This is a genomic window from Arthrobacter pascens (assembly GCF_030816475.1).
GTDB classification, from domain to species: Bacteria; Actinomycetota; Actinomycetes; order Actinomycetales; family Micrococcaceae; genus Arthrobacter; species Arthrobacter pascens_B.
On record NZ_JAUSXF010000002.1, the window covers coordinates 46,767 to 71,047 of the forward strand.

The 24,281-nt window shown below is 60.2% G+C and carries 24 protein-coding genes; 13 read left to right on the forward strand and 11 right to left on the reverse strand.

Features of this window, described 5'->3' with window-relative positions:
• Position 1: 1 nt before the first annotated feature.
• The 3 genes from QFZ40_RS21470 to QFZ40_RS21480 all read left to right on the forward strand — a co-directional run bounded on the left by QFZ40_RS21470 (position 2) and on the right by QFZ40_RS21480 (position 1,247).
• Positions 2-310 carry a helix-turn-helix domain-containing protein gene (locus QFZ40_RS21470; protein ID WP_306907063.1) on the forward strand — a complete coding sequence of 103 codons (309 nt, stop codon included), beginning with the start codon at positions 2-4 and terminating at the stop codon, positions 308-310.
• 171 nt (positions 311-481) lie between these two features.
• On the forward strand, positions 482-736 hold the full coding sequence (locus QFZ40_RS21475) for a helix-turn-helix domain-containing protein (RefSeq protein ID WP_306907064.1): 255 nt from the start codon (positions 482-484) through the stop codon (positions 734-736).
• 226 nt (positions 737-962) lie between these two features.
• Entirely contained in the window at positions 963-1,247 is a 285-nt protein-coding gene (locus QFZ40_RS21480; protein ID WP_306907065.1) for a hypothetical protein, read from the forward strand.
• 1,280 nt (positions 1,248-2,527) lie between these two features.
• Here the strand turns inward: QFZ40_RS21480 and QFZ40_RS21485 are convergent.
• From QFZ40_RS21485 to QFZ40_RS21495, 3 genes are all read right to left on the reverse strand, one after another.
• Positions 2,528-3,547 carry a WxL protein peptidoglycan domain-containing protein gene (locus QFZ40_RS21485; RefSeq protein ID WP_306907066.1) on the reverse strand — a complete coding sequence of 340 codons (1,020 nt, stop codon included), beginning with the start codon at positions 3,545-3,547 and terminating at the stop codon, positions 2,528-2,530.
• Positions 3,548-3,787: 240 nt separating this feature from the next.
• Positions 3,788-4,366, reverse strand: a complete 579-nt coding sequence (locus QFZ40_RS21490; protein ID WP_306907067.1) for a WxL domain-containing protein — start codon at positions 4,364-4,366, stop codon at positions 3,788-3,790.
• Positions 4,367-5,002: 636 nt separating this feature from the next.
• Positions 5,003-5,503: a MarR family winged helix-turn-helix transcriptional regulator gene (locus QFZ40_RS21495; protein ID WP_306907068.1), complete on the reverse strand. Its 501-nt coding sequence runs from the start codon at positions 5,501-5,503 to the stop codon at positions 5,003-5,005.
• A 91-nt stretch (positions 5,504-5,594) separates the two neighbouring features.
• Here QFZ40_RS21495 and QFZ40_RS21500 point away from each other — a divergent pair, with 91 nt between their 5' ends.
• Positions 5,595-6,527 carry an NADP-dependent oxidoreductase gene (locus QFZ40_RS21500; RefSeq protein WP_306907069.1) on the forward strand — a complete coding sequence of 311 codons (933 nt, stop codon included), beginning with the start codon at positions 5,595-5,597 and terminating at the stop codon, positions 6,525-6,527.
• A gap of 386 nt (positions 6,528-6,913) precedes the next feature.
• Here QFZ40_RS21500 and QFZ40_RS21505 read toward each other — a convergent pair whose 3' ends face one another.
• Positions 6,914-7,330 carry a GNAT family N-acetyltransferase gene (locus QFZ40_RS21505; protein ID WP_306907070.1) on the reverse strand — a complete coding sequence of 139 codons (417 nt, stop codon included), beginning with the start codon at positions 7,328-7,330 and terminating at the stop codon, positions 6,914-6,916.
• Positions 7,331-7,546: 216 nt separating this feature from the next.
• Here QFZ40_RS21505 and QFZ40_RS21510 point away from each other — a divergent pair, with 216 nt between their 5' ends.
• On the forward strand, positions 7,547-8,122 hold the full coding sequence (locus QFZ40_RS21510; protein ID WP_306907071.1) for a recombinase family protein: 576 nt from the start codon (positions 7,547-7,549) through the stop codon (positions 8,120-8,122).
• 142 nt (positions 8,123-8,264) lie between these two features.
• Here the strand turns inward: QFZ40_RS21510 and QFZ40_RS21515 are convergent, their stop codons facing one another.
• Positions 8,265-8,405, reverse strand: a complete 141-nt coding sequence (locus tag QFZ40_RS21515; RefSeq protein WP_306907072.1) for a hypothetical protein — start codon at positions 8,403-8,405, stop codon at positions 8,265-8,267.
• 360 nt (positions 8,406-8,765) lie between these two features.
• Here QFZ40_RS21515 and QFZ40_RS21520 point away from each other — a divergent pair, with 360 nt between their 5' ends.
• Together QFZ40_RS21520 and QFZ40_RS21525 are read left to right on the forward strand one after the other, a co-directional pair.
• On the forward strand, positions 8,766-9,044 hold the full coding sequence (locus QFZ40_RS21520) for a hypothetical protein (RefSeq protein WP_306907073.1): 279 nt from the start codon (positions 8,766-8,768) through the stop codon (positions 9,042-9,044).
• 61 nt (positions 9,045-9,105) lie between these two features.
• Positions 9,106-9,525: a hypothetical protein gene (locus QFZ40_RS21525; protein ID WP_306907074.1), complete on the forward strand. Its 420-nt coding sequence runs from the start codon at positions 9,106-9,108 to the stop codon at positions 9,523-9,525.
• A 136-nt stretch (positions 9,526-9,661) separates the two neighbouring features.
• Here QFZ40_RS21525 and QFZ40_RS21530 read toward each other — a convergent pair whose 3' ends face one another.
• Both QFZ40_RS21530 and QFZ40_RS21535 read right to left on the reverse strand, forming a co-directional pair.
• Positions 9,662-10,528, reverse strand: a complete 867-nt coding sequence (locus QFZ40_RS21530) for a DUF4190 domain-containing protein (RefSeq protein ID WP_306907075.1) — start codon at positions 10,526-10,528, stop codon at positions 9,662-9,664.
• 158 nt (positions 10,529-10,686) lie between these two features.
• Positions 10,687-11,088, reverse strand: a complete 402-nt coding sequence (locus QFZ40_RS21535) for a hypothetical protein (protein ID WP_306907076.1) — start codon at positions 11,086-11,088, stop codon at positions 10,687-10,689.
• Positions 11,089-12,067: 979 nt separating this feature from the next.
• On the opposite strand from QFZ40_RS21535, the gene QFZ40_RS21540 reads away from it, so the two are divergent.
• The 3 genes from QFZ40_RS21540 to QFZ40_RS21550 are packed head-to-tail and all read left to right on the forward strand — an operon-like array spanning position 12,068 to position 13,948.
• Positions 12,068-13,042: a DUF559 domain-containing protein gene (locus QFZ40_RS21540; RefSeq protein ID WP_306907077.1), complete on the forward strand. Its 975-nt coding sequence runs from the start codon at positions 12,068-12,070 to the stop codon at positions 13,040-13,042.
• Positions 13,043-13,078: 36 nt separating this feature from the next.
• Positions 13,079-13,795 (forward strand): SOS response-associated peptidase, encoded by a 717-nt coding sequence (locus tag QFZ40_RS21545; protein ID WP_306907078.1) that lies wholly within the window; start codon positions 13,079-13,081, stop codon positions 13,793-13,795.
• Positions 13,796-13,804: 9 nt separating this feature from the next.
• Positions 13,805-13,948, forward strand: a complete 144-nt coding sequence (locus tag QFZ40_RS21550; RefSeq protein WP_160142498.1) for a hypothetical protein — start codon at positions 13,805-13,807, stop codon at positions 13,946-13,948.
• Between the two features lie 154 nt (positions 13,949-14,102).
• Here the strand turns inward: QFZ40_RS21550 and QFZ40_RS21555 are convergent, their stop codons facing one another.
• Complete coding sequence (locus QFZ40_RS21555; protein WP_306907079.1) at positions 14,103-15,041, reverse strand: hypothetical protein; 939 nt, start codon at positions 15,039-15,041, stop codon at positions 14,103-14,105.
• Positions 15,042-15,496: 455 nt separating this feature from the next.
• A complete protein-coding gene (locus QFZ40_RS21560; RefSeq protein WP_306907080.1) occupies positions 15,497-15,799 on the reverse strand; it encodes a hypothetical protein in 303 nt (100 codons plus the stop codon).
• A gap of 225 nt (positions 15,800-16,024) precedes the next feature.
• Between QFZ40_RS21560 and mobC the strand changes: the two genes are divergently transcribed.
• The 3 genes from mobC to QFZ40_RS21575 are packed head-to-tail and all read left to right on the forward strand — an operon-like array spanning position 16,025 to position 19,318.
• Positions 16,025-16,414 carry a plasmid mobilization relaxosome protein MobC gene (mobC, locus tag QFZ40_RS21565; RefSeq protein ID WP_306907081.1) on the forward strand — a complete coding sequence of 130 codons (390 nt, stop codon included), beginning with the start codon at positions 16,025-16,027 and terminating at the stop codon, positions 16,412-16,414.
• A 2-nt stretch (positions 16,415-16,416) separates the two neighbouring features.
• Positions 16,417-18,057, forward strand: a complete 1,641-nt coding sequence (locus QFZ40_RS21570) for a relaxase/mobilization nuclease domain-containing protein (protein ID WP_306907082.1) — start codon at positions 16,417-16,419, stop codon at positions 18,055-18,057.
• A gap of 28 nt (positions 18,058-18,085) precedes the next feature.
• Positions 18,086-19,318, forward strand: a complete 1,233-nt coding sequence (locus tag QFZ40_RS21575) for a hypothetical protein (RefSeq protein WP_306907083.1) — start codon at positions 18,086-18,088, stop codon at positions 19,316-19,318.
• A 537-nt stretch (positions 19,319-19,855) separates the two neighbouring features.
• Here the strand turns inward: QFZ40_RS21575 and QFZ40_RS21580 are convergent.
• Positions 19,856-21,406, reverse strand: a complete 1,551-nt coding sequence (locus QFZ40_RS21580) for a hypothetical protein (RefSeq protein WP_306907084.1) — start codon at positions 21,404-21,406, stop codon at positions 19,856-19,858.
• Between the two features lie 6 nt (positions 21,407-21,412).
• The gene (locus QFZ40_RS21585; protein WP_306907085.1) at positions 21,413-23,962 is read right to left on the reverse strand and encodes a DEAD/DEAH box helicase family protein; all 2,550 of its coding nucleotides are present in this window, start codon (positions 23,960-23,962) and stop codon (positions 21,413-21,415) included.
• Positions 23,963-24,281: the final 319 nt, after the last annotated feature.

Consider the following 24,281-nt stretch of genomic DNA (forward strand, 5'->3'; position numbering starts at 1 on the left):
CATGCCCCAGTGGAGCAAGGACCTAGAGCAGATGCCATCAACGCAACCGGAAAAGCCGAAGTTCCCGCAGTTTCTGACGCTCTCCCAGGTCAGGGAGATTCTGAACGTGGGCATGCCAACGATCTACGCCTTGCTTTCATCGGGGGAGCTGCGCGGCCTGCAGCTCGGCGGCCGGGGTTATCTTGCCAGTCTCTTGCGGTTGTTGAGGATTGTTCCTGAGATTCGGGGCGAGGAACATCCTGTGCAGTGCAGGGTCTTTGCGAGGTTTGTAAGGATCGCTGGCCTCAGATGTGTGGCCCACAGGGCCTGATGTCTTGTGGGTGTTAAGTGCTGGTGTACTCCGTCGACGGCAGAGGACGCCGACGACAATTGAAGCCAGCGTGATGACGATCAACAACGCAATGCCAAGGATCCCCGACCGGCTCTCATGCGACCGAGCCTATGACGGCTCCCGGGATCGCCCCTCACATAGGATGGCCCGGTGACTGACGAACCGAACCAGCCCCGTTTCCTGACCTTGGCCCAGGTCGCCGACGAGTTGAACGTGAAGCAAAGCCTCGTTCAAGGTCTCATCAAGACGGGGGAGTTGCGTGCTTTTCAGGTCGGTGGCCGGGGCATGTGGCGCATTGGCCGCCAGGATGTCGAGGGCTACATCGCCGAAGCCTACCGGCGCACCGCTGAACGCATTGCCGCCGGCGAGCTCGAAGATGGCACGGAGACCGGCGATCAGGAGTAGCTAATCCGGCACATAGCGAGGCCGGACGTTCAGGATCGCGCGCTGGGGTTCCCCTGGCGCACGGCTGAAATCGGTGAACAAATAATCGAACTCTCCGTCGGTGCCCCTTGAGATGCAGACAGGGGTGTCGCTCCTGTTGCGCCCAGCCTAACCTTGCGGGTCCCCTCTAGGGCAGACACGCCCACTGGCTTCCGAATACTGTCAGTGCCCGGAGGACCATGGAGTCATGACGGCTCCAACGGTGGAGGGGGCCATCCATGAGCTCATAGATCTCGCCTGGAATCTTGTCTACGACCTGCTCGATCAGTGGGGACTGCTCGGCGACGGGTTGTTCGTCGAGGAGTACACCGGCGTCCACTCCTGGCTGGACGGGCCCACCCGGCGCACCGTCGTCCACTCGCGCGAGGTGGCGGTCCTGTTCGTGGACACCCGGCCAGTGGACGCCATCGTCTTCCACCACGACCTACTCGGGGCCAACGACCCGACGAGCTTCTTTACGCTTCCTGGCTGAGGCTTACTCTTGCTGGTCCTGCCACCGATGAAGGGCCAGTATTTGCTGGTACCGGCCGGGCTAAACGAGGGTCATCATTAGATTGCAAAGGCAGCTGACTCACGGATCGGAGAAGGCCATGTTTGGGGCCCTGTTGTGCAAGCTGAATATCAGCCATAAGTGGCATGTCGAACATTCCGAAGACGGCCGGTTGTTCAAGCGCTGTATGCGGTGTGGCAAAGACGACGATGAACGCGCCGTAGGCGGGGGAAATTTTAGCCATTGGGCCGGTGGCTAAACGCCCTCCCAGATAGGATCCTGTTGCAGATGTGCTGAGCCCGGTTCCACTCTAGGCCCCGTCGTCGAATGGAATCACGCGCCTCGATGCCAGCCTCTGCCATGTTCAAAAGAACGAAGACGGGAGGTGGTTCGTCAGCTGGATCGCTGGCAGAGGCGATCCAAGGACTCGTTGAGGGTCGACTCCATCCGGCCGTTCCTGAAACTACGCTTCTCCTCGCTGGCTGGGTCCTCGAGTCCAGTCGGCAGCGGTAGCACTGTCACGGTCATTGTTGCCTGGTACCGCCCATCTGCGCTGCTGACGGCTGCGGTTTGATGGCCCCAGAGCGAGCCTGGGCCTTCGTGTCTCGACTCTTTCGAGCATCCGTCCGGATGCTCCCATATTCCCAAGCCTTAGGGGACGAAGCCGGGGCTGGTCTTCATTTCCTTCAGTGACGCGGACGAGACCGCCCAAGCGGTGTTGTCTGTGACGTCTTCCATGTCTCACACGAAGATTTCGATCGCATTTACGAAAGCCCCACCCTCACGTCGGCGATGAAATTTGTAAGGAACGGTGAGCGGGATGCCAAAACAAACAACGCCTACAGCTGAATCAAGGCAAGATAAAAGGCGAATGTGGCGCGTCAGCGAGGATGACCTGGCGGACTACCTTGAGCGCGCCTACCAGGAGACCCAGGACCGAATCGCTGCCGGAACCATCAAGGCTGAAACACTCGAAGGCGAGGACTAAAGCAATGGTCATCGTCGTGCTGTCAGTGCCAGGTGAAAGCGGAGCGAGTTCTGCAACTGGTCTTAGGGGGGGGTCCCCGGGTTCAGTCCCGGCTTGTTCCCTGGCGGCTACATGTATGGAGAGCTTCTTCCAGCGCGCCTCCAGTCCCTCTGCACACAGAGGACGCACAGCGGTGAATGGCTGCTCAGAAGTGACAGGAACCTACGCGGCCGGCCCATTCATCCCCCTTCGCTGTCCGTGAATCCTAAAGTCGGCGCAGTTCAACACGCCGGGGTTAACGTGCGGGAACGGTCTCCGGATCGCGGGCCGAGCGTTCACTTTCGTTGACCTGAGCGATGGCTCGGCGGGCGCGGCGGACAAAAAGGGCTGTGCGCCAGGCACCGTAGACGGCGGCAAGGAAAAGGAGCAGTCCGATGATTATGAGGGGCCAGGGTGCGTAGACAACGCTGGTCTCGGTGTGGCCGGTGCCAGCCTCGGAGGTGATGGTGGTCCGGGCGGTACCCGACTGAATCGCGGGCGCCTGTGTCAGACGGGCGTGAAGGTCCAGGGTGGATCCGGGCAGCATGCTTTCGGGGGTGTCGAATTTGAGTTGGGTGTTTGCTCCGAGCCAGCTGCTGACATCGAGGATGGCGGACGGGTGCAGGATGGTGTTGCCGGTGTTGATCAAGGGAATCGTGAAGGTGAGCGTATCCCCGGTCTGCCGCCAGCTCAGGTCACCGTAGTCGAGGGTGCTGACGGCTGTGCCTGCGACATTGAGATAAATACGGACGCCTTGACGCTGGATGACGTCCAGGCGGACGGCGGTGTCTCCGTTGACGTTGGAGGTTTGGCCCTGGACCGGGGGGCTCTGGATGATCAGGCCGCCGGCGTAGTCGCCCGGTGGCGTGCCCGCGGGGACGGACACCCGGAACGGGACTTTCATTTCCGAGTTCGCTGCGACGGTGATGTGGTCCCCGTTCAGGTGTACCCAGCCGCCGACGCCGGCGCGGGGCTCGGACTGGTTGGCCAGGGCGAAAGCCCCCTGCGGGGTGCTGATGGCGTCCACGGGATAGTTGAGCAGTGTTACCTGGGACTGCGTGTGGTTGGTTACGATCGCGGTCGCTTCGAGGGCTGCTCCCGGGTAAAGGGAGAGGTGGAAGAAGTCCGATTCGTTCGATGGCCGGATTCCCAGTGCCCCGTTGTCGACGGCCGCCGCCGGTCCCGAGCCAGCGAGCAGGCCAAGGGCCAGCGCCGCCATCATCAGGACGGTACGCAGAGGCTTACGCTGCAGGGGACGCAGTAATGGAATCGTCACGGGGAAGTCCTTGGTAGCAAAACGGATTGTTGGGTTAGCGCGTGATGGGCGCCGACCCGGGGGCAGCAGCGATACGCAGAGAGCCGCAGCCTCAGGACGCCAACCAGTCCAGTGCACGATAAGGACGAGGAACGTGGCGACGGCTGAGCGTTTCGTTCTTCTGATTCATCCGGCCGGTCGTGCAGCCCGCCCCCCGCCCTCCTCCCGGGAGGGACAAACGGCGGGCCGCATGTTCAGCTGTTAGGAGATGGTGTAGGTAAGGGTCGAGACGTAGGGCAGGAGCGCCGTGGACCCGACCGCGCCGAAATAGTTGGACCGGTACGTACTGGCGGGAACGGCCAGGCTGTAGGAGGGCGTCAGCGCGTACGTTCCTTTGTTGGTACCCGCCGACGAAACGAGGACCTGTGCGGATCCGGACATTGCCAGGACAGGTGCGCTAACACCGGCAGCAGCATCGGCGCCGGTCCCGGCAGTGATCGTTCCCGGAGTGATGGTCAGGTTGCCGATCGGAATAGTGCGGGCCGTTGTTTCAACGGTGCCGGCAGCACTGGTAGGGACAGTGGCAGTGACCGACAGCGCCCAGGCCGCGCCTGTACCGCGGGTGTCGGAAATACTCCACGGCGAAGACGAAGTGCCGGTCGCGGCCTGGTCGGTTCCATTCAGCAGTACTCCAGACAGGGCAGCGCCGGACGTGGTTGCGGCCAGAGCGCCACCGGAAATGGTGGAGTCCACCGTGTCTGCCGTTGCAGCCGGGAGTGCGGATGTAAGCAGGATTCCGGCGGCGGCCAGAACGCCTGCGGCCTTGATTATTTTGCGCATGGGATCTCTCCAGTTATTGGCGGGCACGCCAAAGAATCGCGTGCGCGGAGTTGGCGTTGAAATGAGTGGTTGAGATCCGCAAGAACGTGCCCGGTCGATGATCAGCTATAAAAAGCGTGGACCCGGCCGCGGTTTGAACAACCCGCCACCCACATCCGGCCTGCGATCGGTACCGGCTACTTGCGTGAGAGCAATAAGGAATTCGTTCTGTAGCCCCCACCATGAACGAACGCCACCATCGATGTGGTGTGTATGCGTCACTGTACGCGCCATCACTTTGATAAGCCATACGACCGGTATGCGTTCGCTGACGGCCAGGTGGGAACCTGAAGGGCTGCTTGTGATCGCTGAATCAAGCGTTACCTCTGCGCCCTGATAGTCCGCACTGAGCAACCATTGCAGCAGAGATTTCTCTGCCGCGGCCGGCGGACGAAGACCGTCACCCTCGTTAGGGCACATAGTAGGTCTCAGCCACCAAATTCATGTGCTCCAGCTTAGACATCCCTGGCCCGACGTGAGCCCGTCCGAAGCGCCAGCAGCTCATGACCAGGCGACGGTAGCGTGTCCGGTGAAGGATCGACTAACGGGCGATTGCTCAGAGCCGGTGCGATTTCGCTTAAATGGTGCATACCGCTTTTACGATGTCTTCCGCCGGCGGCGTGTAGCTGAGCGTGGCGGAGCGGCCCGGAGATGGGCGGCTGCCTGACCAAGGATGCGCGCGAGATCGTCGACGTCACCGTCGGAAAGAGCCGCGAACAGCAAGCTGTGAACGGCGTTGATATGGCCGGGGAACACTGTCGCGAGTACGGTGCGGCCAGCCTCGGTGAGTGCCAGGACGGTGCTGCGTTCGTCATCGGGCGAGGGCGAGCGGGCAACGAGCCCACGGTGTTCCAGCAATTGCGCTTGGTACGTCAGTCCGCTGCGGCTATAGACCACGCCGTCGGCGAGATCCGTCATGCGCCGTTGCCCATCCGGAGCGTCACCCAGGCGAGCGAGGAGCTGGAACTGGACGTAGCTGAGGTCCCCGGCATCGCGGAGCTGTTTCTCAACTGCGTGGCGCAACAAGCTACTCACCTCCGTGAAAGCGAAGTACGCCCCGAGCTGCGTAAGGGTCAGGGCCGCAGGCGTTTCGTTCATGCTCTCATCATAGATGGTTGATTCGAGTTCGAAGCAATGATACAGTCTCCGTATTGCTTCGAATTCGAAGCATTCGATGAAAGGGAGAATCATGAAAGCAGTACAGTTCCACGAGGTGGGCGGACCCGACGTGCTCCAGTACGGGGAGACCGAGCAGCCGGTGCCGACCGCTGGGCAGGTTCGGCTGCGTGTTGCGGCGTCCGCGTTCAACGCGGCTGACAACGGAATGCGGGCCGGGTTCTTGCCGATCCCGGTGGTGCTGCCGCATGTGCCCGGCTTCGACGTCTCCGGCACCATCGACGCGGTCGGTCAGGGTGTCGAGGGCGTTGCGGTCGGTGATAGGGTGATCGGCTTCCTGCCCATGGAGCGGGATGGCGGCGCGGCGGAGTATGTGATCGCCCCTGCGGATGCGGTTGTGGCGGCCCCGACGAACATCTCGCTGGCCGATGCCGCAGCACTGCCCTCTGTGGCGTTGACCGCCTGGCAGGCGCTTTTCGATGACGGCCGGCTCGAGGCAGGGCAGCGCCTGCTCATCGTCGGTGCGGGCGGTGTCGTGGGCAAGTACGCCATCCAGCTTGCGAAACGTGCCGGCGTGCACGTCGTGGCGACCGCGAGCCCGCGCAGCATCGACGCTGTCCGCGCGGCCGGCGCGGACGAGATCATCGACCACACCGACGCCGACTTGATCAGCGCCGTAAATGGGCAGGTCGACGTGCTGCTCAACCTCGCTCCGATCGATCCGGAGCAATTCATCGCGCTTGTCGCACTCGTGCGCGATGGCGGCATAGTGGTCAGCACCACTGCATTCATGCCGACTCCAGGAGACGAGAGGCGTGGCGTGCGCGCCACCACCGTATACGTCCGCCCAAACCGTGAACGCCTCACCGAACTGGCGTCCCTCGTCGATGACGGGAAACTAACCGTAGAAGTCACCCGCCGCATCCCACTCACCGAGCTGCCTGCCCTCCACGCCGAGGCCAGCGCCGGCCGCGTGCCCGGAAAGGTCATCATCCTTCCCGCCTGATCCATGCAGCAAGAACCGGTGACCCCCGAATGATGCCAAACGCACCAGCGGGGGTCACTCCGTGTCAGAACCTTCACTTGGACGTCGCCAGGGCCGGGAACTCCCATCACCCACGCTCACCAATAGTGCCCACCGGTGCCCGCAAGCCGGTCGATCAGCGTGCCGCGGAAAGCCGCTGACGCGGTCAGCGTGACGACGGGTCTTGGCGATGTACGTATGACCCGCACGGTGAAATGCACGATGAGGGGGGCGCTAACAGCAACTGCCGGCCGGGACTATGGGGCATGCCCGTATCTCGGAAGCATGTTTCATCAAGCGCAAACGCTGCCGACGTCAAAAACGACCGGTTGTGACGCCTGATATCACAGCAGGTGGCACCGGACAGCCTAGGTGGGCTCCACCAGCCGGAACATGCCGGTCATATCTCCCGCGGTAAATCCTCGGCTGGCATAGACCTCCGTCGCCTGCTCTGTGCTGAATAGCCCGACGAAGGCAGTCGACGGCGCAGTTTGTGCGACGTGCAGCAGGAGTCGGTCGATGATCGCCTTCCCCACTCCTTGGCCCTGGTACTCAGGAAGCACGGCCACGTCCTGGATGTAGAAGTACTTCACCCCGTCACCTACAAGGCGACCCATGCCCACAACCCGCTCACCAACAACTGCTACGACGCCGGACACGGAGGCCTCCAAGGACAAAGGTACGGTCTGCCAGTCAAACGATCCCGACCACCCAACGGCTTCTGCTATCCGACGGTGTTCGCTGATCGTGGCAATCCGGTGTTCGATGATGATGTCGTCCGCCATGCCGAAAGCATACCCATGGGTCTGCCCCCGCCCGGTCGTTCCGGAGCAGCTGGACGCCTTCTGTCGGTTAGGTATTCAAAAACGACCGTTTCTGACCAATGCCCGGCGAGTCCTCGAAATCCTAGCTATGGCGATCAATATCGTTAGTCAGAACTCGTTGTCGAAAAGAAGATAGGTCAGAACGTGGAGCAGAGGGTTTTTGACGTGCCGAGGGGCTTGTCTGGGAATGTTGTCGGGTATGCGCGGGTCAGCACCCGGGGCCAGTCATTGGACTTGCAGGTGGATGCGCTGGTGGCGGCTGGTGCGGTGAGGGTCTTCCAGGAATACGCATCCGGCGCGACACAGGCCCGCACGAGGTGGAAGGAGTGCCTCGACTACCTCCAACCAGGAAACATTCTGGTCGTGAACGATCTGACCAGGCTGGGCCGTAGCACGGCAGATCTGTCGGACATCGTGACGGTCCTTGGGCAGCGCGGGATAGGCTTCCGTTCTCTGGCGGAACCGTGGCTGGATACCACTAGCGCCCACGGCAAGCTGATCTTCGACATGTTTGCTTCCCTCGCAGAGTATGAACGGTCCAGGCTTTCAGAACGCACACGGGCCGGACTGGCGGCCGCCAAGGCCAGAGGCCGGCTGGGCGGCAGGCCCCGGAGCATGACCCCACAGAAACTTGAAGCTGCCCACCAGCTGCGGAGCCAGGGCAAGACACTGAAGGAGACAGCAGGCACCCTCAGTGTCAGCGTTTCATCGCTGACCCGCGCTCTCAGCTCAAAACAAACAGTTACCGTTTAGACGCCAGCCAGGGGATCTCTAAAGTCCGTTCCGTCCGCAGTTTTGAGATGCGATTTTTGGAACAACTTTTGGAACGCGAAGATTACGCGCAGCGGAGCGCGGCGGAGAAGCAACACGTTGCGGGTCGTCCACGGCAGCGTCATCACAGCCGTCGGATTTCCCCCATTGGGAGCTGGACATGAAGGGGCAGCGCCATCTGGATGTGTTTAACGCCGACGGGCTCGTCGAGCAGTTCGTTGATCGAGGTCTGCCCTTCCAGCTCGTCGTAATGTTCCCTATCCATTGAATGACCATATGTGCGCTTGTTTGCCGGGAATCCTACGACACGCGTTAGGCCTAGGAGGCTTCGTCAGGCCTGCACTGTGTCATTTTGTGCAGCGTCCCCGAACCAAGGAATTGGGACGTCCGCTCCATTTGATTTGAGCTGGGCGGCCCCCAAGCGGACCCTTTCCATCCCGACGCCGCTGATCAACGTCGGCCGCAACGAGTTGGCCGACATGGAACTCCTCGGCAGCGCCACGGGGAAGGTGCAGCTAGTTTCCAGATTGGGTGCGAGGACGCTGTTCTTCTCCAGGGGTGAGGCGTACTCTGGGCGGAATCCTGCCCCGGACTTGGGTTCCAGGAGCAAATGGGGAAGGGTGGCATGAGCGAGATGACACTCAAAGAAGAGTGGGACCGGCTTGATTCTGAGACGCGCCAGTGGCTCCTAGCCAATCCGGGATGCGTGTTGGTGCCACGCACCGTCACCGCCCGGATAAAACAGGAGTCCGTCAGGCGCATCGAAGTCGACGACCACGGCCAGATGATGCTTTCCCGTGAGGATCTCGATTTCATCCGCGAAAAAGGAGCTGACGCGGACGCGGGCCAAGGCAGTGTGGATTTCCGGTTCTTCGATGCAACACAGCCCCGAACGCCCGACTAAAACCTGTGCTTATACGAGGCGAGGCAGAGGTCGGTGCGCGCTGCAGTTGAAGGAAAGAGGCGTGATGACGGAGATTTCCAAGGAGGCCCATCCTTTGACAGGTGACAGCGTCCTGTCGCTGGGGCTTCATCCGAGCGCCGTCGACCTCACTCAGCATCCAGAGCTCACACAGGAGATGCTGGAGGCTCGGATCGAGGCGGGCGAGGCAGCCATCCGTCAGGCGGGATTCGATATCGTGCCTTGCCTAGTCACCGCCGACCTCGACCAAGCCGAAAAGAGGGTCCGGGAGTGCCTCGCCGTCCGTCCGGTCCAGGTTGTGATGATCGGGGCCGGCCTGCGAATGGCAGCGGAGCACACCTTGCTGTTCGAGCGCATTCTCAACTTACTGAATGAGCTGGTACCCGGCGTGGTGTTTTGTTTCAACACCTCACCAGAGACCACCCTCGATGCATTGCGCCGGTGGGCGCGCCCTAGCCACTGAGACGGCCTCAGGGCTCAACCTCGGGAATCTCACCCTCGGGTGTGTTCCATTACCAAGGAAGTGGGATACCTAGCCTGGATCTCCCAACCTCCGGCCGTTAGCGGATTGATGGCGAATCACGGCTCTGGATGACGCCTTACTTTGCTGGGTACTGCCACTCCCAGCTCGCGTCCGCGAACGTTGGTGCGAAGACCAGCGTTCCCTCGGTGGCGGGGACATCCAGGATGAGGGTGCCGGTGACCTTCTCTCCGGTTCCTACCCGATCGGGGAGCTTCTCGGCATCTGCAAGACATCCGCTTGCTGGACCAGAACTAAGACTGCCGTTGTATGTTGTGCCGTTTGCCGCGATCAGCTTCCAGTTGAACGCGCTGAAATCGAACTGCCCTGATCCGAAGAGGTCCTTCAGAGGCGGGTAGGTCTGTGCCGAGATATCCAAGGCCAGAAAGTGCCCGTTCTGCGGAGGTCGGGCAAACTGCGCAGTACATGGAGGGTCGATGGTGATCTTATTCAACACAAAGGAGACTGCCTGGTTTCCGGACTTGTCGGACAGACCCGCTCCCTGGCCTAAAGTGCGGATAATATTCCCGCGGTCGCTTTTAGTCTCGCCTGGGTTATCCGTCGCCCGCGCCGATGACGGGGCTGAGGACGGCGCTGCCGGCGGGATGGTCGGCGCAGGGGAATTCGTCGTGGATTTCAGGCCGGCAGAGATCGAGGACGTGATGATGCTTGCAATGATCACCGCGACCACTCCCAGAATCAACCCGGCGATGGCAGTCCCACGCTTTCTGAACTTGAGCAGAACTCCGATGATCCCGAGGACTATGGCAGCAGGACCCAGCAGGAACGCCACAACCCCGAGAAACGGGACTATGGCCAGAACGACCGCGAGGATGCCGATGACGAGGGCCGCTATGCCCAGACCATTGGACCGATTGGGGACAGCCGGATCAGAACTATTTTGGGGAGAGGGAGGTTGGGCCGGAAGGGGTGATTGAGTTGACATGGCAGGACCTCACAATCATCGAGCACGGCCCCCACCTGTTACTCGAATGCGGGTTGTTGCTACCTTTTGTGGAGACCTAGGAATGTCCTCTGTAAATGAGAATATGCTCCATTCCATGAAGAAGTACAAGGAGTCCAGGTCCAAGGATCTGCCTCTTATCAGCGGGCAGGCTCTGCGGGAACCGGAGTGAATGTTCCACTCAGGGAAAACGTGATGCCGGTAATTTGGGAGGGCACCTCCGGACCAGCAAGGACGAAGTCTTTGACCGCCAAGGGCGGTATGGGGTCAAGATAGGAGTTTGCCACGTCACTGAACTTGCCCCGTTGCTGGAAGGGTGTGTCTTTGGGTACTTTATCCAGTAGTTCACCGATGTACTTAAAGGCCTCCTCGTACTTCACTTCCCTTCCTTCCGGGGTGAATATGCTCATCGCAGCCACGCGGATGGTTTTAGCCCCCTCGCGGTTGTCCACTGTTCCAGTGATATAGGTGACAGGGGGCGCGTTCACAAATGTCCGAATTTCCTCGATTTCCGGAACCGGACTCCCGGGAACCTGCAACATCCCGGTGCCACCAGTAGGGGCCTTGAATGTGTACGCACCAGGGCCAGTTGTCCGGTGTGGCGCGGGTGAGGACGCCGTGGCTGGCGGTCCGGAGGCATTGTCGTTTTGCGGCGACTGCTGGCTGGGACTTCCCGCTGGGCTTCCGGCACTACATCCGACAAGTGCCAGGGCAAGCGCCCATGCCGTCAGTGTAAGTTGAGCGTTCATTGGATCGCCTTTCGACTCACCATGTCGAGTTCTTTCCGGCAACTGCCGGCCGCGCACCCAGATACCTAAAGTCTAGATCTATCGCCACGGCGACCGTATATGGCACATCCCCTGGAGACCCTCCCGCCTCCAAGCACTGAGAATCGTTGGTCAAGGAAGTGGGACGGATTCACGCCAGCTCTTCGAAAGTCCCCCTAGAGGGCTCCGCATTTGTCTGACCCCTCATCTACGCTCCTTCAAACAGGGACTATGCGAGAACTTCAAATGGGGGGCCGTTGTGAAGGCACTTGAGGATTGGCCGGTACTTACGCCGGAAGAGCGGACAAGGTTGGGCCTTGCTCGACGGGCACCTAAACCCGAGACAACGGTCGCAGCAAGGCATGAGGAAGTTCTGGATATGTGGGATGACGAAAATCCATTCGGCCCAAACGACATTCCAGCCTCATCGCCAGTGAAGGTGCGTTGGATTTGCGATCAGGGGCACAATCTTATTGAGTCAGCAGTGGTTCAGTGTGGAGCGGCATCAGGTTGGCGCCGACAGGGCGGTGGCTCACGGGCATGCCTTACCTGCTTGGGTGAGCAAATGCACGGTTGGGTGCGCCTGGAGTGCGGACACGAAGTCATTGCCAAACCCGGCGCCGAAAACATGGCCATGTGTCGCCCATGCCGGAGTGCTTCCTTTGCTGCGAGGAAAACGGTAACCACTCCTAAACATCCAATTGGCACGGTAATCCAGTCACGGAATCTCACGACTTCTCAGACTGAGCAGCGAGTGAGAGAGAAACTCGTCGCCGCTGGATTCACCGTTCACAAGGGGCGGAGTGCGATTCAGTGCGGCCATGAGCCACAGCGCAACAATTTTCCCATCCTTACCCCGGACATCCTGATCTCCAAGACCAAGGTATGTGTGGAAGTCGATCCCGCGCACACCCATGCAGGTAAGGAAAAGGATGACAACACGCGTAACCAACTGCTCGCCGGCGCCGGATGGCAGGTGGTGCGTCTGCGGCTCGGTGGGCTTGGCTCCATTGGAAAGCATGATGTCCTAGCCGAATCTGAAAGCGTTACGAACGAAGCAATCGAAGCCCTCGCATCAGCTGTTTCTGACGCAGCAGAAGGCCGTCCTGGCATTATTCGAAGGATCAGGAAGAAAGCCCCAACCGTGGTTCGGCAGAAGTCTCGATTGGGTGCCATTGCTGAACACAAGTACTACGAAAACGGCTTCTACGTCTCGTGGAAGCTGGACTCTGGGCGCGTGGAGCGCATGGTAGCGATGGAGCACGGGAGTTACTTGGCTATCGCCGAAGGCTGGGAAGCACCAAGGTTCATCTGTCCGCTGGGTTTGGATGAGCTGCCAAGAAGACAATGGCGCACTGCGCTACAGGACATTTTGGGAGAAATGTCAGACGCAGATTTTGTGCCCAAGTCTAGGTTTCCCTGGGGTGACGAGCTGTTCATTGGAGAACAGGCATCAACTATCCGAGTTCACCCCAAGTTCCATCTCGGTGCCTCGGCGGGGGAGTTCACTGGCAACATAGTCGGCGTAGACGCCTTTACAGAGACTGCAATATGCGCGGGCAGGGATGTTCAGACTGAGCTGCACCCAGAGGCCGTCGAACGTGGCTGGCAAATTGCTGCCGTTGGACAACGGACAGGAAAGCATGGCGCGTACCAGGAAATCCAACTACTGCGTCGATCGCCGGTGAATCCCCCGGACGAACTCGACAAATCTGGAACGCCTGCTTAAAGCACTTCTGCCACGGCTGCAGGGCAGAATGGCCTCATGTGCGGTAGATATGTGATGTCCAAGGCCACCGGCGACCTTTTGAGCCACTTTGAGGCTAAAGAGATTGAGGGGAGTCCGCCCCCGCCGAGCTGGAATGTGGCACCCACTCAAAGTGTGCCGATTGTTGCCGAACGTTTGGATGAGGGCACCATCGACCGGCATCTGCTTATTGCCCGCTGGGGCCTGGTGCCGTCATGGGCGAAGGACATCAAGATCGGCTCCAAGCTTATTAACGCCCGCAGCGAGAGCATTTTGGAGAAGCCGTCCTTCCGGAAGGCCGCGGTGAAGCGGCGTGCGATCGTCCCTGCGGAGGGTTATTACGAGTGGCAGAAGACTGAGGACGGGAAAAAGATCCCGAACTATCTGTACTCCGAGAACGAGCCTTTGCTGGGTTTCGCCGGCCTGTACGAGTGGTGGGCTGATCCGTCGCTGCCCGAGGACGACCCTGGTCGCTGGCTGCTCACCTGCACCGTTCTTACCACCACAACGCAGGACGCCTTGGGGCACGTCCATGACCGTTCCCCAGTGATCATCCCGCGGGACCGGTTTGCTGAATGGCTGGACCCGGACCTGACCGACAAGGACGGCATCCAGCACCTGCTGGACTCTTTGCCGGAACCGACCCTGACACCGCGGATCGTCAGCCCCCGGGTGAACAGCGTGCGTAACAATGGCCCAGAGCTCATTGAGCCCGCCGAGCCTGCTGCCCCATAGGCCCAGGCGGTGATACTCATCGGGACCATCACTAACCCGGACGGCAGTTACGGACACATTGAGGCCGAAGGCAACACCTATGAGGAAGCGCGGGAAAACCTATACGCGCTTCTGGAAGACGGCAAAAACCTCATAGCCATCCGCAAGGACTAGCCTGGCTGAAGCCTCTCCGGCAGGCGCCCTGGCTCCGAGTGCTCGTAAGGGATGCCGGCGGGCAGGCCAAGCCCTGACGCACCTGTCACCTGTCTATTCGCAGCCGTCACGACGTCGTTTTGGCTTCCCGTCCTCTAGAAAGAGGGGAAGCCTGCTAGAGGCTTTCAAGTGCTTTCTCCGCCAAGCCGTTCAGGGCTTCTACGGCGTTCTCAGCGGTGCCGAGAGCGAGCACTTCCATCATCCGGGCAAGGAGCGACTTCAGCCGACTCGGTGCTGGTGCAGGAGCGTTCGTTTCCTGTTCGAGTTCAGTGGCAACTTCCACGACTTCTGCCTGACGTTCGGCGGGGATACCAAGGATGGGGAGCATCTCCCTGAGTGCCGCGGCGACCTTGCGAACATCATCAACTTGATTAGACGTCAGTGTGATCGACTGAGAGACGTTGCTGCCCCCAGTGGTGAGGTTCATGCTGCCCGAATTGGTGATGTGGATCACTGGTGCCCTTTCGCTTGCTGCCACAGCTGGCGGCATGTCTTGGTCTTCGATCTTCTGTATGCCCAACGCTGTGATTTCGGGCCGAATGACGGCACCGCCCATGGCAGCTTTACCCCGGATGAACTGCCGTTCCCGGAGGAAACGGGTCGCTTGGCTTATCTCAGTCTCGGTGAAGTCATCACCATAGAACTTGCCGTACTTACTGATAGTAAATCTGGCGATGTTGGGCGATGACTGCCCGTGCAGGTGCTCATCGTAGAGCCATTGGAGCACCGCATCGCGAGCGGCTATATTGCGTTTCCGAGGGTCAGTTATGAAGGACCGGAAATCGTCGGCGGCATCGACGCCCTGTTGAGTGATGGTGACATCGTTTGTTCGTCCGGAGGCCTTCTCGTAGAAGATCCAATCCTTGTCCAGGAGCTCCTCAAGATCGCTGTCAAAAGCGCGCCAATCGAGGCCAAACTTCTGCGCTTCCTCGTACAGCCCTGTTATGTCCGCTGAACGGTGCCGGTTCTCGTCCGCCAACTGCTTGATGTTCAGTAGAAGAAGAAACTGCCGCAGCGCCGACGGAGACCTAAGCTCCGCCTCAAAATTGACCATTTCATGATGCTAACAGCGCGGGTTGTCCTGCCTGGTGTTGTCTTTGGGTGTCGCTTCTTGTGTGGTGATTGGTCGCCGCCCTGCAGCTTGTGGTTGTCATCGCCCGTAACCGGCTGGGAGCCCCCAGGTGCCTTAGAACCTCCCCACTGGCTCAGGGTTCCTGTGCCTGCCAGACTCGGCTCCCATAGTAGATGTGTGTCGTCCCGGCTGAAAGAAACCCGCCCACGACGGCGGGGGGAGACGGCAACGCCACGGATTGGACCATGGGAAACCCACCCGGTTACCGACGCCCATGGAATACGAGGCTGTGCACAGCGACCGCTCGCGCTGGGCGAGTCTTGAGCGTGTCGTGACGTGGTGGTTGTGTGCAGGCGGTCGGCTGGGTCCCGTCGTCCATGTGTGTGCGGGAAAAGCCCGAAGGATTTAGCTTTTGCCGTGCACATGTGGGCGAGGGGTTACTCCTGGACCCCGCCAGCTGACGGGGTTGTTTCGCGGACAGGTTTCCTGCCGCGCGGACGGCCGCCGGCTTTCTTCGCCGGAGCGTCGAGACCGAACCCTCGCAGGTCAGATTCGGTCCAATCCGAGCGAAGGGCGTTTTGGTAGTCCTTGGCGTATTTCTGTTCGGCGGCAGCAAGCAGCTGAGCCGCCTCCTGGAGTTCGACGCCGCTGGCGGCGGCTGCCTTCACAGCGTTCACTTTCGCGTCCCTGGCAGCGTCAATCTTTGCAGCCGCTTTAGCGGCTATGTCGTTGATGTCCATGCCCCGATCCTAACGGAACCATCCACCATGGGTCGGGAGGTTTTGCGAACGAGAACCGAAAACTGAAAAAACCTCCAAAGCCAACCATCCGGAGCAAGTTATACACTTACACGGGTGTAAGTGGCTTGTCGCGCTCGACACTGGCGGTCGAGTGCGGCACACTGGTCAGTGTGGTCCCCGGGTTCGGGGTCGCTGCGCTGGGCTTTTTGAGGGATTGGGGAACGAGTGAGTGAAGAGAATGCCGCCCGTTCCCGGTTCTCCCGGCGTCGCCGTGAGAACAAGCCCGCAGGGTCCAAGAAGCGCCGTGACGTGTGGGTCACTGTGGAGGAAGAAGCGGCCCTCGTCGCCAGGGCTGAGCGTGAGAGGGTCACCGTCCCGAACCTGCTGATTTCGTCAGCCTTGTCGGAGCATTCCGATTCGCCGACGGAACGCCGCGCCATCGCTGCAGAGCTGATGTCGCTGCATAACCTTCTGGCCCGTTCCTCCAACAACATCAACCAGCTCGCGCGGCAGGCGAACGCCACGAGCGAGTTCCCTGTTGAAGCCCGCGAAGCGCTTAAGCACATCCGCTCTGTGGCCATGCGGATCGACGACGCCATTGACGGGCTGATGTAGGCATGATTCCGAACATCACTCGCGGTTCGCGCATGGCCGGCCTCATGGTTTACCTCACGTCGACTGACGTCAACAAGACGAAGAACGCCCATCAGGATCCGCACCTGGTTGCGGGAGACGCTGCCATCATGGCGTGGTACGACGACGGCGTACTGGACCACAACGACGCGATGGCTATCGCCAAACACTTGGACCGTCCACGCAAGGCATTTGGCGTCTCGGTGCAGATCAAAGACATGCAGTGGGACGCCGCGAAGAAGGAGCGCGTCCATGTCGGGTACAAGGACGCCAGCGTGTGGCACTGTTCCTTGAGCCTGCGCGCGGAAGAGGGCGCACTGACGGACCAGCAGTGGGGCGATATCGCCAACGATTTCGTGGACTCCATGAGCTTCACCGAAGCGAGCGGCAAGGCCCCCTGCCGGTGGGCCGCGGTGAACCACGGCACGTCCGAGAACGGCAATCACCACATCCACCTGGCAGTGTCTCTCGTCCGCGAGGACGGCACCAAAGCCTCCACCCATGGGGATTACAAGCGGGCACAGCAGACCTGCCGCGAGCTGGAGGTCAAGTACGGTCTGGAACAGCTGTCCACGGTGCACGCTACCCGTGGATACGACCGGGCCGAGAAGGCCACCGCCATCAGGGATGACCGCGAGATGCACCGGTCATCACTGGCCCGGAAGGTACGGGCCAGCGCGAGTGCCTCAGCGACCGAAGCGGAGTTCGTCCGCCGGGCCCGGGACACCGGCCTGCTGGTCCGGCCGCGCTACGCGAAGAACACGACCGACGTCATTGTTGGGTACTCCGTGGCTGAACGTCCCGCCCGGGGAGAGCGGCCGATCTGGTTCGGCGGCGGGACGCTCGCTTCTGACATGAAGCTCGGAGCCCTGCGTGAAGAATGGCTCGACTCACCGCGCCTTGCCACGGAAGCTGCAGCGGAGTGGAACGCAGCGGCACGGAACAAGCGCACGGTCTCCAAGACCGGCCCGGAGAATGCAACGCCGCCGGCAGAAGCGTGGGTGGAGTACACGCGCAACGCGACTGCACTGGCTGATCAGCTGCGCACGATTCCGCGTGATGATCACGCGACCTGGGCGAAGGCCGCACGGGAAGTTTCCGGTGCGTTCGCGGCATGGTCGTACCGTCTTGAACCGACGCCCGGGCCGTTGGCGGCTACCGCCGCGGAACTGTCCCGCACTGCACAGCTCCGCGCGCCACGACAGCACAGCAAACCCGTCGCGCTTCCGTCGATTGCCGGTACTGCCATGTTGTTCATGGCAGCGTCGAGCAAGAGCAAGACGGCAGCACAGACGGCACTTATGGTGCAGCTGATCAACACCGCCTTTGCGGTGTACGAGATGCACGCTCAGTCCGGGCGGACCCGTGAGGCTCAGCGCATTCGGTCGGTGGTTGAGGAGCAGTTGGCCCCGTTCACAGCGACCATGCCCAAGGCGGTTTTGGTTGGTGCCGAGCAGCAGCCTGCAGCTGAGGCTGCAGTGGCGCCCAGCGCGATCGACATTGCCCGGCGCGGAATGGTACCCATCCGTCCGGGATCGGTAGTGCCAACGACGCCGACGCCGACAACGCCGGCCAAGACCCATCAGCCCAGCCGACGCGATTCCGGGTCGGGCCTCGACCGATAAATCACCACCCAACTGCAAGGGGAGCACGATGAGTGAATCAGATGGAATGGATGACGTCCTGGACGGCGGGCTGCGGCAGTCGTTGATGATCGCATCACGCATTGCCGAGACATTGGCACGCCGACGCCAGGAGAGCCAGCGGCAACAGGAACACCAGGACGCCCAGATAGCGCACGAAGCGAGGGCACGCCTCGCCGCTGGACGCAGCGCAGCGCACGCAGCCCTGGCACCCGTGGAGAAGGACCAGTGGTGGGACAAGGCACAGCCGAACGACATCGCCACGGCACACGCCGTCGCGGAGGGCTGGAAGGACCACGACCCGGCCGCCCTGGCAGCCTCTGAGAGAATCCGTCAGGAAGTTCTCACGCGCTACGGCATCGACACCCACGACGTGGGCGCTGACGCCGCCTATCTGGAGTCAGGGATCCAGAGCATCACCACCGAGAAAGCCCGGCAAGACGCGCTGGGGCGTAGCCAGGAAGAAACGCGCAAAGCAGCCGCCGAACACGAGAAGGCAATGCAGATGCTTGCAGTAGCCCGGGCTGAAGACCTCCGCGCCCTGGCCGCGAAACTGGCCCCGGAAATGGAGCGCCACCAGGTGCCTGCAGAGTACCTGGCCAATCCCGAACTGGCACAGGCGCTGCAGACAGCTCACAGCGCAAAGACCGTCAAGGCACTGGAAGCCGCAGACGCGACCGTGCAGGAACGCATGTTCCTCATCGGCAAGGACGGGATCAACGGTCCCGACATTGACCAGCTGCGGAAGGAAACCACTGCGAACGTCAATGGTGCCGGCGACTCCCACTTCGAGGATCCCGCGTTCGTGAAAGCAGCCAAAGACATGCATGAGGCCAAACTCCTGGCAGAGGGCGGCTTCAAAGGCTCCGAGCGGACGCCCGTGGAGCAACGGTACGAACGCGCCGAGAAGGACCTCTTCGCACGCATGGAAGGACTCGGCCGCGAGATCGAGAACCGCGTCACCGGAAACGACAGCAGCCGTTTGAAAGACCAGGGTCTCAAAGCCGAGAGCACGTCGGCCGCCGACTATGGTTCGGCCGAACACCACGAGAAGTTCGCTGAGTCCCTGGAAAAGACCGGCGCGAATGAAACGCAGATTCGCGGCCGCCTCGCCGCAGCCCGGAGCGAGGGCACCCACCCCAGCGCAGCGGTGACCATGGGCAAGGGCGCCGCCAAGGCCAGAAAATCGCGCACAGGGGCAGCAATGGGCTCCGAGCGGGGTAAGAACGGCTTAGCCCGATAGCTGGCCATCGCGTACAAAGGGAGGGGCTGCTGGAAAGCAGCCCCTCCCTTTATACGCGGTCCGAGGCGCGTGAGTTGCGGGCAGGGTCATCGATAACTTGTGCGCCACAACCGTCGGGCCTCGCCACGGGTCTTGCAATTACCTGTAACAGTTGCAGAAGGACCGGACAGGTATAGGTATGAGGACACAGCAAACAGGAGAGAACTGCGAGGGCCGTTTCGCGGCCCTCTATAACGATGCGTACGCAGATGTGCTGCGGTTCGTGCAGAGACGGGCCGGGCCACACCGCGCCGAGCTTTGGTGGCCGGCCGCCTCTCTCTATTCCTCTAAGCGGGACGCAAACGCCACTCTGAGCTGCGATCAAACCGCCGTTCTCGGTTAACAGTCACAGGTAACGACTGACCGTGGCGTCTCAGCTATGTTGCCTGAATCCGTACGTCGGGGAACCAGCCCTCCTAGGCCTTCTTCGGTTCCAAGTGTCGAGATCTCAAGAGCCTTCGCGTAGCACTTGTGAAACGGACCGCGCGGGTCAAGGACTCAAATAGGGGGCGCGAGCTGTGCCAGTGCATACCTGATTGGGCGAAAGTTCTCTTTCTTGTAGTCAACATAGCGTTGCTCCCGAGGGAGCTTGACTAGATAAGGGGAAACTTCGTCCCAGTCGCGCGCCGGCGTTGCGGGAAGAGCTTCAGTTACGCCCTTTACCACGACCGCTTTCAACACTGGGCGCCCGCTTTGGATAGCCGAATAGGCTCGGTGGGTTCCATCCATCACAACCGGCCCGGATGGTGTTATCTCAATTACAGGGGGAGTAATCGGCCACGGGCTGCCCTTAATCGCAGCGGCCTCGGTCCCGAGCAACTGTACGAGGCCTTCGAGTGGTCTGAGGCGGGCGAGCTTGAATCTTTCGAGGCTCCTCGTCATAGGACGAGCCGTCGTCATATCGAAATCCTGGACTTCGATTTCGGCGTGACGATACTGGGAAACTCCATGTAGTGCCCTGATCAAGTCTTCGCGAGGGATAGGAACGATCTCAACTTCGCCACTGATGCCGCTTCCCTCCAATGATCGATCCCACTCCATTTCGAAGCGTTCGTTCAGGACGGCTAGAAGCCCACGATCGTCGGGCTCAGTGAGAAGGGAGGAGCTTCCCTGATCGATCACAACAGCACACCGGGCGCCTTCTGATCCGACGACGGTCATTTTCAGTAGGCCAGCACTCGCTGCCTTTCGGACTTGGCCTATCGCGCTGGCAGCTGCAAATGCGTCCCAGTATTTTTGCTCGCCGTCGTAGTCCGGGGGAGTCGTCAGGAATTTGAACTGACAGCCAGCTGCGGCGGCGGCAAGCAGTGGTATGTAGGCTTCTCGCAACCAAGAAAGATCACCGGCCCAGACACGAACATCTTCGCCGCATGCGGCAATCATGTCGAGAGTCGACTGCAGTAGGCGATTTCGGTCGGATCCTTTGCGTGCCGAGGCGACCGCATGCTTCGACGGCATAAGGGCGCCCGCATCTATGGACGGAACCATGTGATTGTGCTTGAAGGATTCGAAGAATCCAGCGTTCAACTCCCGCAGCTGTTTTTGCAGCGACAGCGGGTACCGTCCAACATCCTGACCGTAAACGAGCTTCATCTCGCCGTAGCCCGTGATGCTGGGGTTGGGATCCAACGTCCCGATATATACGCGTTCAAAATTGGCGGTCTCTACTCGCTCCACGCACGGGATCTTGCCGCTCCCGCGTTGTACGCACGGCTCAAGCGTTGTAAAGAGAATCTTGCCTCGCGGGTCAACACCTTGCTCGCGAGCCTTCTCAAGCAATGTGTACTCCGCATGAGCACCGGGACGCTCGCCTCTGTAAGACCGAACAAGCACTTCCCCTGATTTGTCATCTACCAAGAGAGCGCCGACTTTAGGACGCGGAGAGTCATCTTCCGCGACAGAGCGACGGGCCTCGTCGATTGACTCCCGCATGAGCGAGTCAAGTTGCGTCTCAGTGAGCAACGACGTCTCCAATTCTGTAGCTATCCGTCCGAATACTTTAGTCAAGCGGATCACGGCAAGAGGGCCTTGCCTTTGCTCGCGGCTCATTCCTGGTCATCGGATCCTCTTGCTATGGCCGGGCACAATCTGCGCAGCGGTCAACTGGTTGCGCTCCAATCCTGTCGCAACAGCCTTCGGGTCGGCCCATGAAGCGGAAGAGGCGAGTTCTTTAACGAATGCCTCAACATCTGACCTTAGGTCCTGAAGATGTGACTTTGTCATCACCCGAGTTCCCCCAGGCACGTGTGCTGCAGAATCGAGCAGTTCTGAAGGGTGGAGCAGCACAGGCGTAGGCTCACCTGCGTCTGGATACTGTTTGCCGAACCAGGTCATCGAATGGACCAACTGCGCGGCTTCGCTCTTGATGATTACTGGTTTGCTGCGCGAGACATCCGTCTTCAGCTCGATGACGGCATGCTGTTGGGGAGTAAGAGCCCAAAGATTGTCCGGTCCACCATCCCGGTCCTCCTTTTCAGGGCGGATCGAGCCGAACCCAAGATGGAGGCCCAGAAGCCGAATTTGTTCCTCCGCAAGATCGGCACCGTGCTCCACGCCCCACGCGATGTTGTCAAACAACGAAGCCACGGCAAGTTCCATGGTGCGAGCATCCTGGTATCGATCACCGAGGTACTCGGCAGCTGCCTTACCTTGCGCAGCGGGACCCACAACCTTTTTTCGGGAAGGCGCTACTGAGGGTTTCAATACCCCAGAATTGAGTTTTCGCGCCGCGGCTTGGGTCTTTTGTGCTGCGGTTGGATCCACAAAATGCTCGTAAGTGGCGAGTTCTTCCAAATGCCAACCTTTGAGCAACGGATCAGTGATGGTGTCGATTGCTTTCCTAAGGACTTGCACTGCGCCGTCGGCATCCCCTGCCATAGCCAAGTTGAATGCCTTCCGCCGACCTTCAGCAAGAGGCGTAACGGTGCCGGCGCTGTCGTAAGTCACGTCTGCGGTTGCTTCCAAACTCTTGCTCACCCATTGGGTCTTGCGCTCTAAGAAAGTATCAAGCAGGTCTGCGATGACATCGGCGCCTTCGCCGTCGATCTGTTCAGCAATCTGCAGACTAAGTTCTACCTGCGCGCGAGTCGCCGGTGAGTAAAACTGTCGGAGTTGCGGATCTCGCAGGGTCAAGGCTGCTTCGTTAGTAAGAATGAGAACTGCACAGTAGTCGCTTACATCTCTGATCCCTCGCCCCATGCCTTGCTCGATCCGCTGTACTTCCCGGGCTCTGAAGTACATAGACCCCGTCAGAGCAGCTGAAGCTCTCTGCTCATTAGGGGTCAGAGGGGTCGGAATCCCGTCGATGATAAGTAGGCGACAGGCATCACCTGGTAGGTCCACGCCGTCGTACTTGTTCACCAAGACAACAAGACCAATATGTTCGCCCTTCTTCATGCGCTCGATAACTGGCCCCATATCAGCGACGTGAAGTGTCGCATTGGCTATTTCGCTCCAACGACTGGCAGCATAATCTCCCGGGACGAGAACCACGACGTTGACTGGCGTGGCGTCCGTCTTCCCATCTCCATCACGATCGCCGTCCGCGAAGTTTCGAGCGAGCTTCAATATTGCACTGTCTGCCAGTCGCGGGTTGATGGAAAGTGGGGCCAAGACGATTCGGTCGCCCAAATCCGAGGCTTGGTTCGGGGTGATCGGCTTACGCACCGCTCCGGGATCCGCGTCAAGCTCCGTTACCAGTACGCCCTCGTCTTCAAGCGTGGCTGTGAGATACACGCGGCGCTTGGCTTGCCGGAAAGCAGGTATCAGAGCTACTTCAGGACAGGGGGTCTTAATCTCTACAACCCGTGAAGTGAAAGTAACCGTGGCAAACTTCAAAGAATCTGCCACGAAGGGCCAGGAGAAGTACAGGGACTTAATCTTGTCATCATTTGCATGCGGCCTGACAATGTTCATGATTTCGTTGGTACGAGCTGCAACGGCTTTAGTAGGTACACGGATAGGAGCGCCGTGGTCCCCAGCCTCCATCTCGGCAAACGCTTTCGGACTTTGCTCGCGTAGCTCTGCTGAAAAAAGTTTCAGCAACTGCTCAAAGGCCTTGCACGATGCTGGAACTGTGGCCGCAAATAAACCGTTGGTCGCTGCCAGAGCGGCATGAGCGTCGTCAACAATAACAACTCCGAGCGGGATCACCTTCTTCACTCCACGCACACCAAAAGCGCTGCGCCCGTTGACGAGCTTGTGGAAGGTGGTGACTAGGATCGCCTGGGAAGACCGGAACTGTTCGGCATCCGGATCTCGCGTTACCGGAATCTTGGCATCATTCGCTTCATCCACCACTTGCTGGATGAGAAAGCTGTCGGGCACAAGGAACACTGCGGGCCCGATACCTTCGTGCAAGCTCGATTGGGCAATCAGGAGGCCCGTAAGCGTCTTGCCGCCGCCAGTATTCTGCTTAAGGACAAGGTCAGACTCCCGGCGTCGGTCATACCACGCTTCCAGAACTTCATTCTGTTCTGGGCGGAGGCGAGGCCACTTACGCCCCTGCAAAGAAGCATAAATTTCCCGCGGCCGAGTGAGCTTCGCACCTTTATTTGGATTTATTTCATCCCAACGGATCGCCATTAGTGCCGCTTTCAAAGTCATGCGTGCTTGGCACGCGAAACAAATAGAGCATCACGAATGGCTTGCCCCCTGGGTTGAGTGTACTAAGTGCCATCTCCGGAGCCACCGCTCAGCAGCGCGGAACGCCGGCAACGGAACAAGCGGATCCGTGCTCTCGGCATTGGCAGGCAATGATCATTTCGACGCGGAAGCACCGTTTGCCAGCCTCCGCGCCAAGCAAGCAGAATTCAAAGCATGGCGCGAAGACAACGAACGGAAGAACCTCAGCTAACCGGACATCATTGACGGTCCGTTAGGACACTACTGCCCTGCTGGACCCGAAGGTTACCTTGCCACCAAT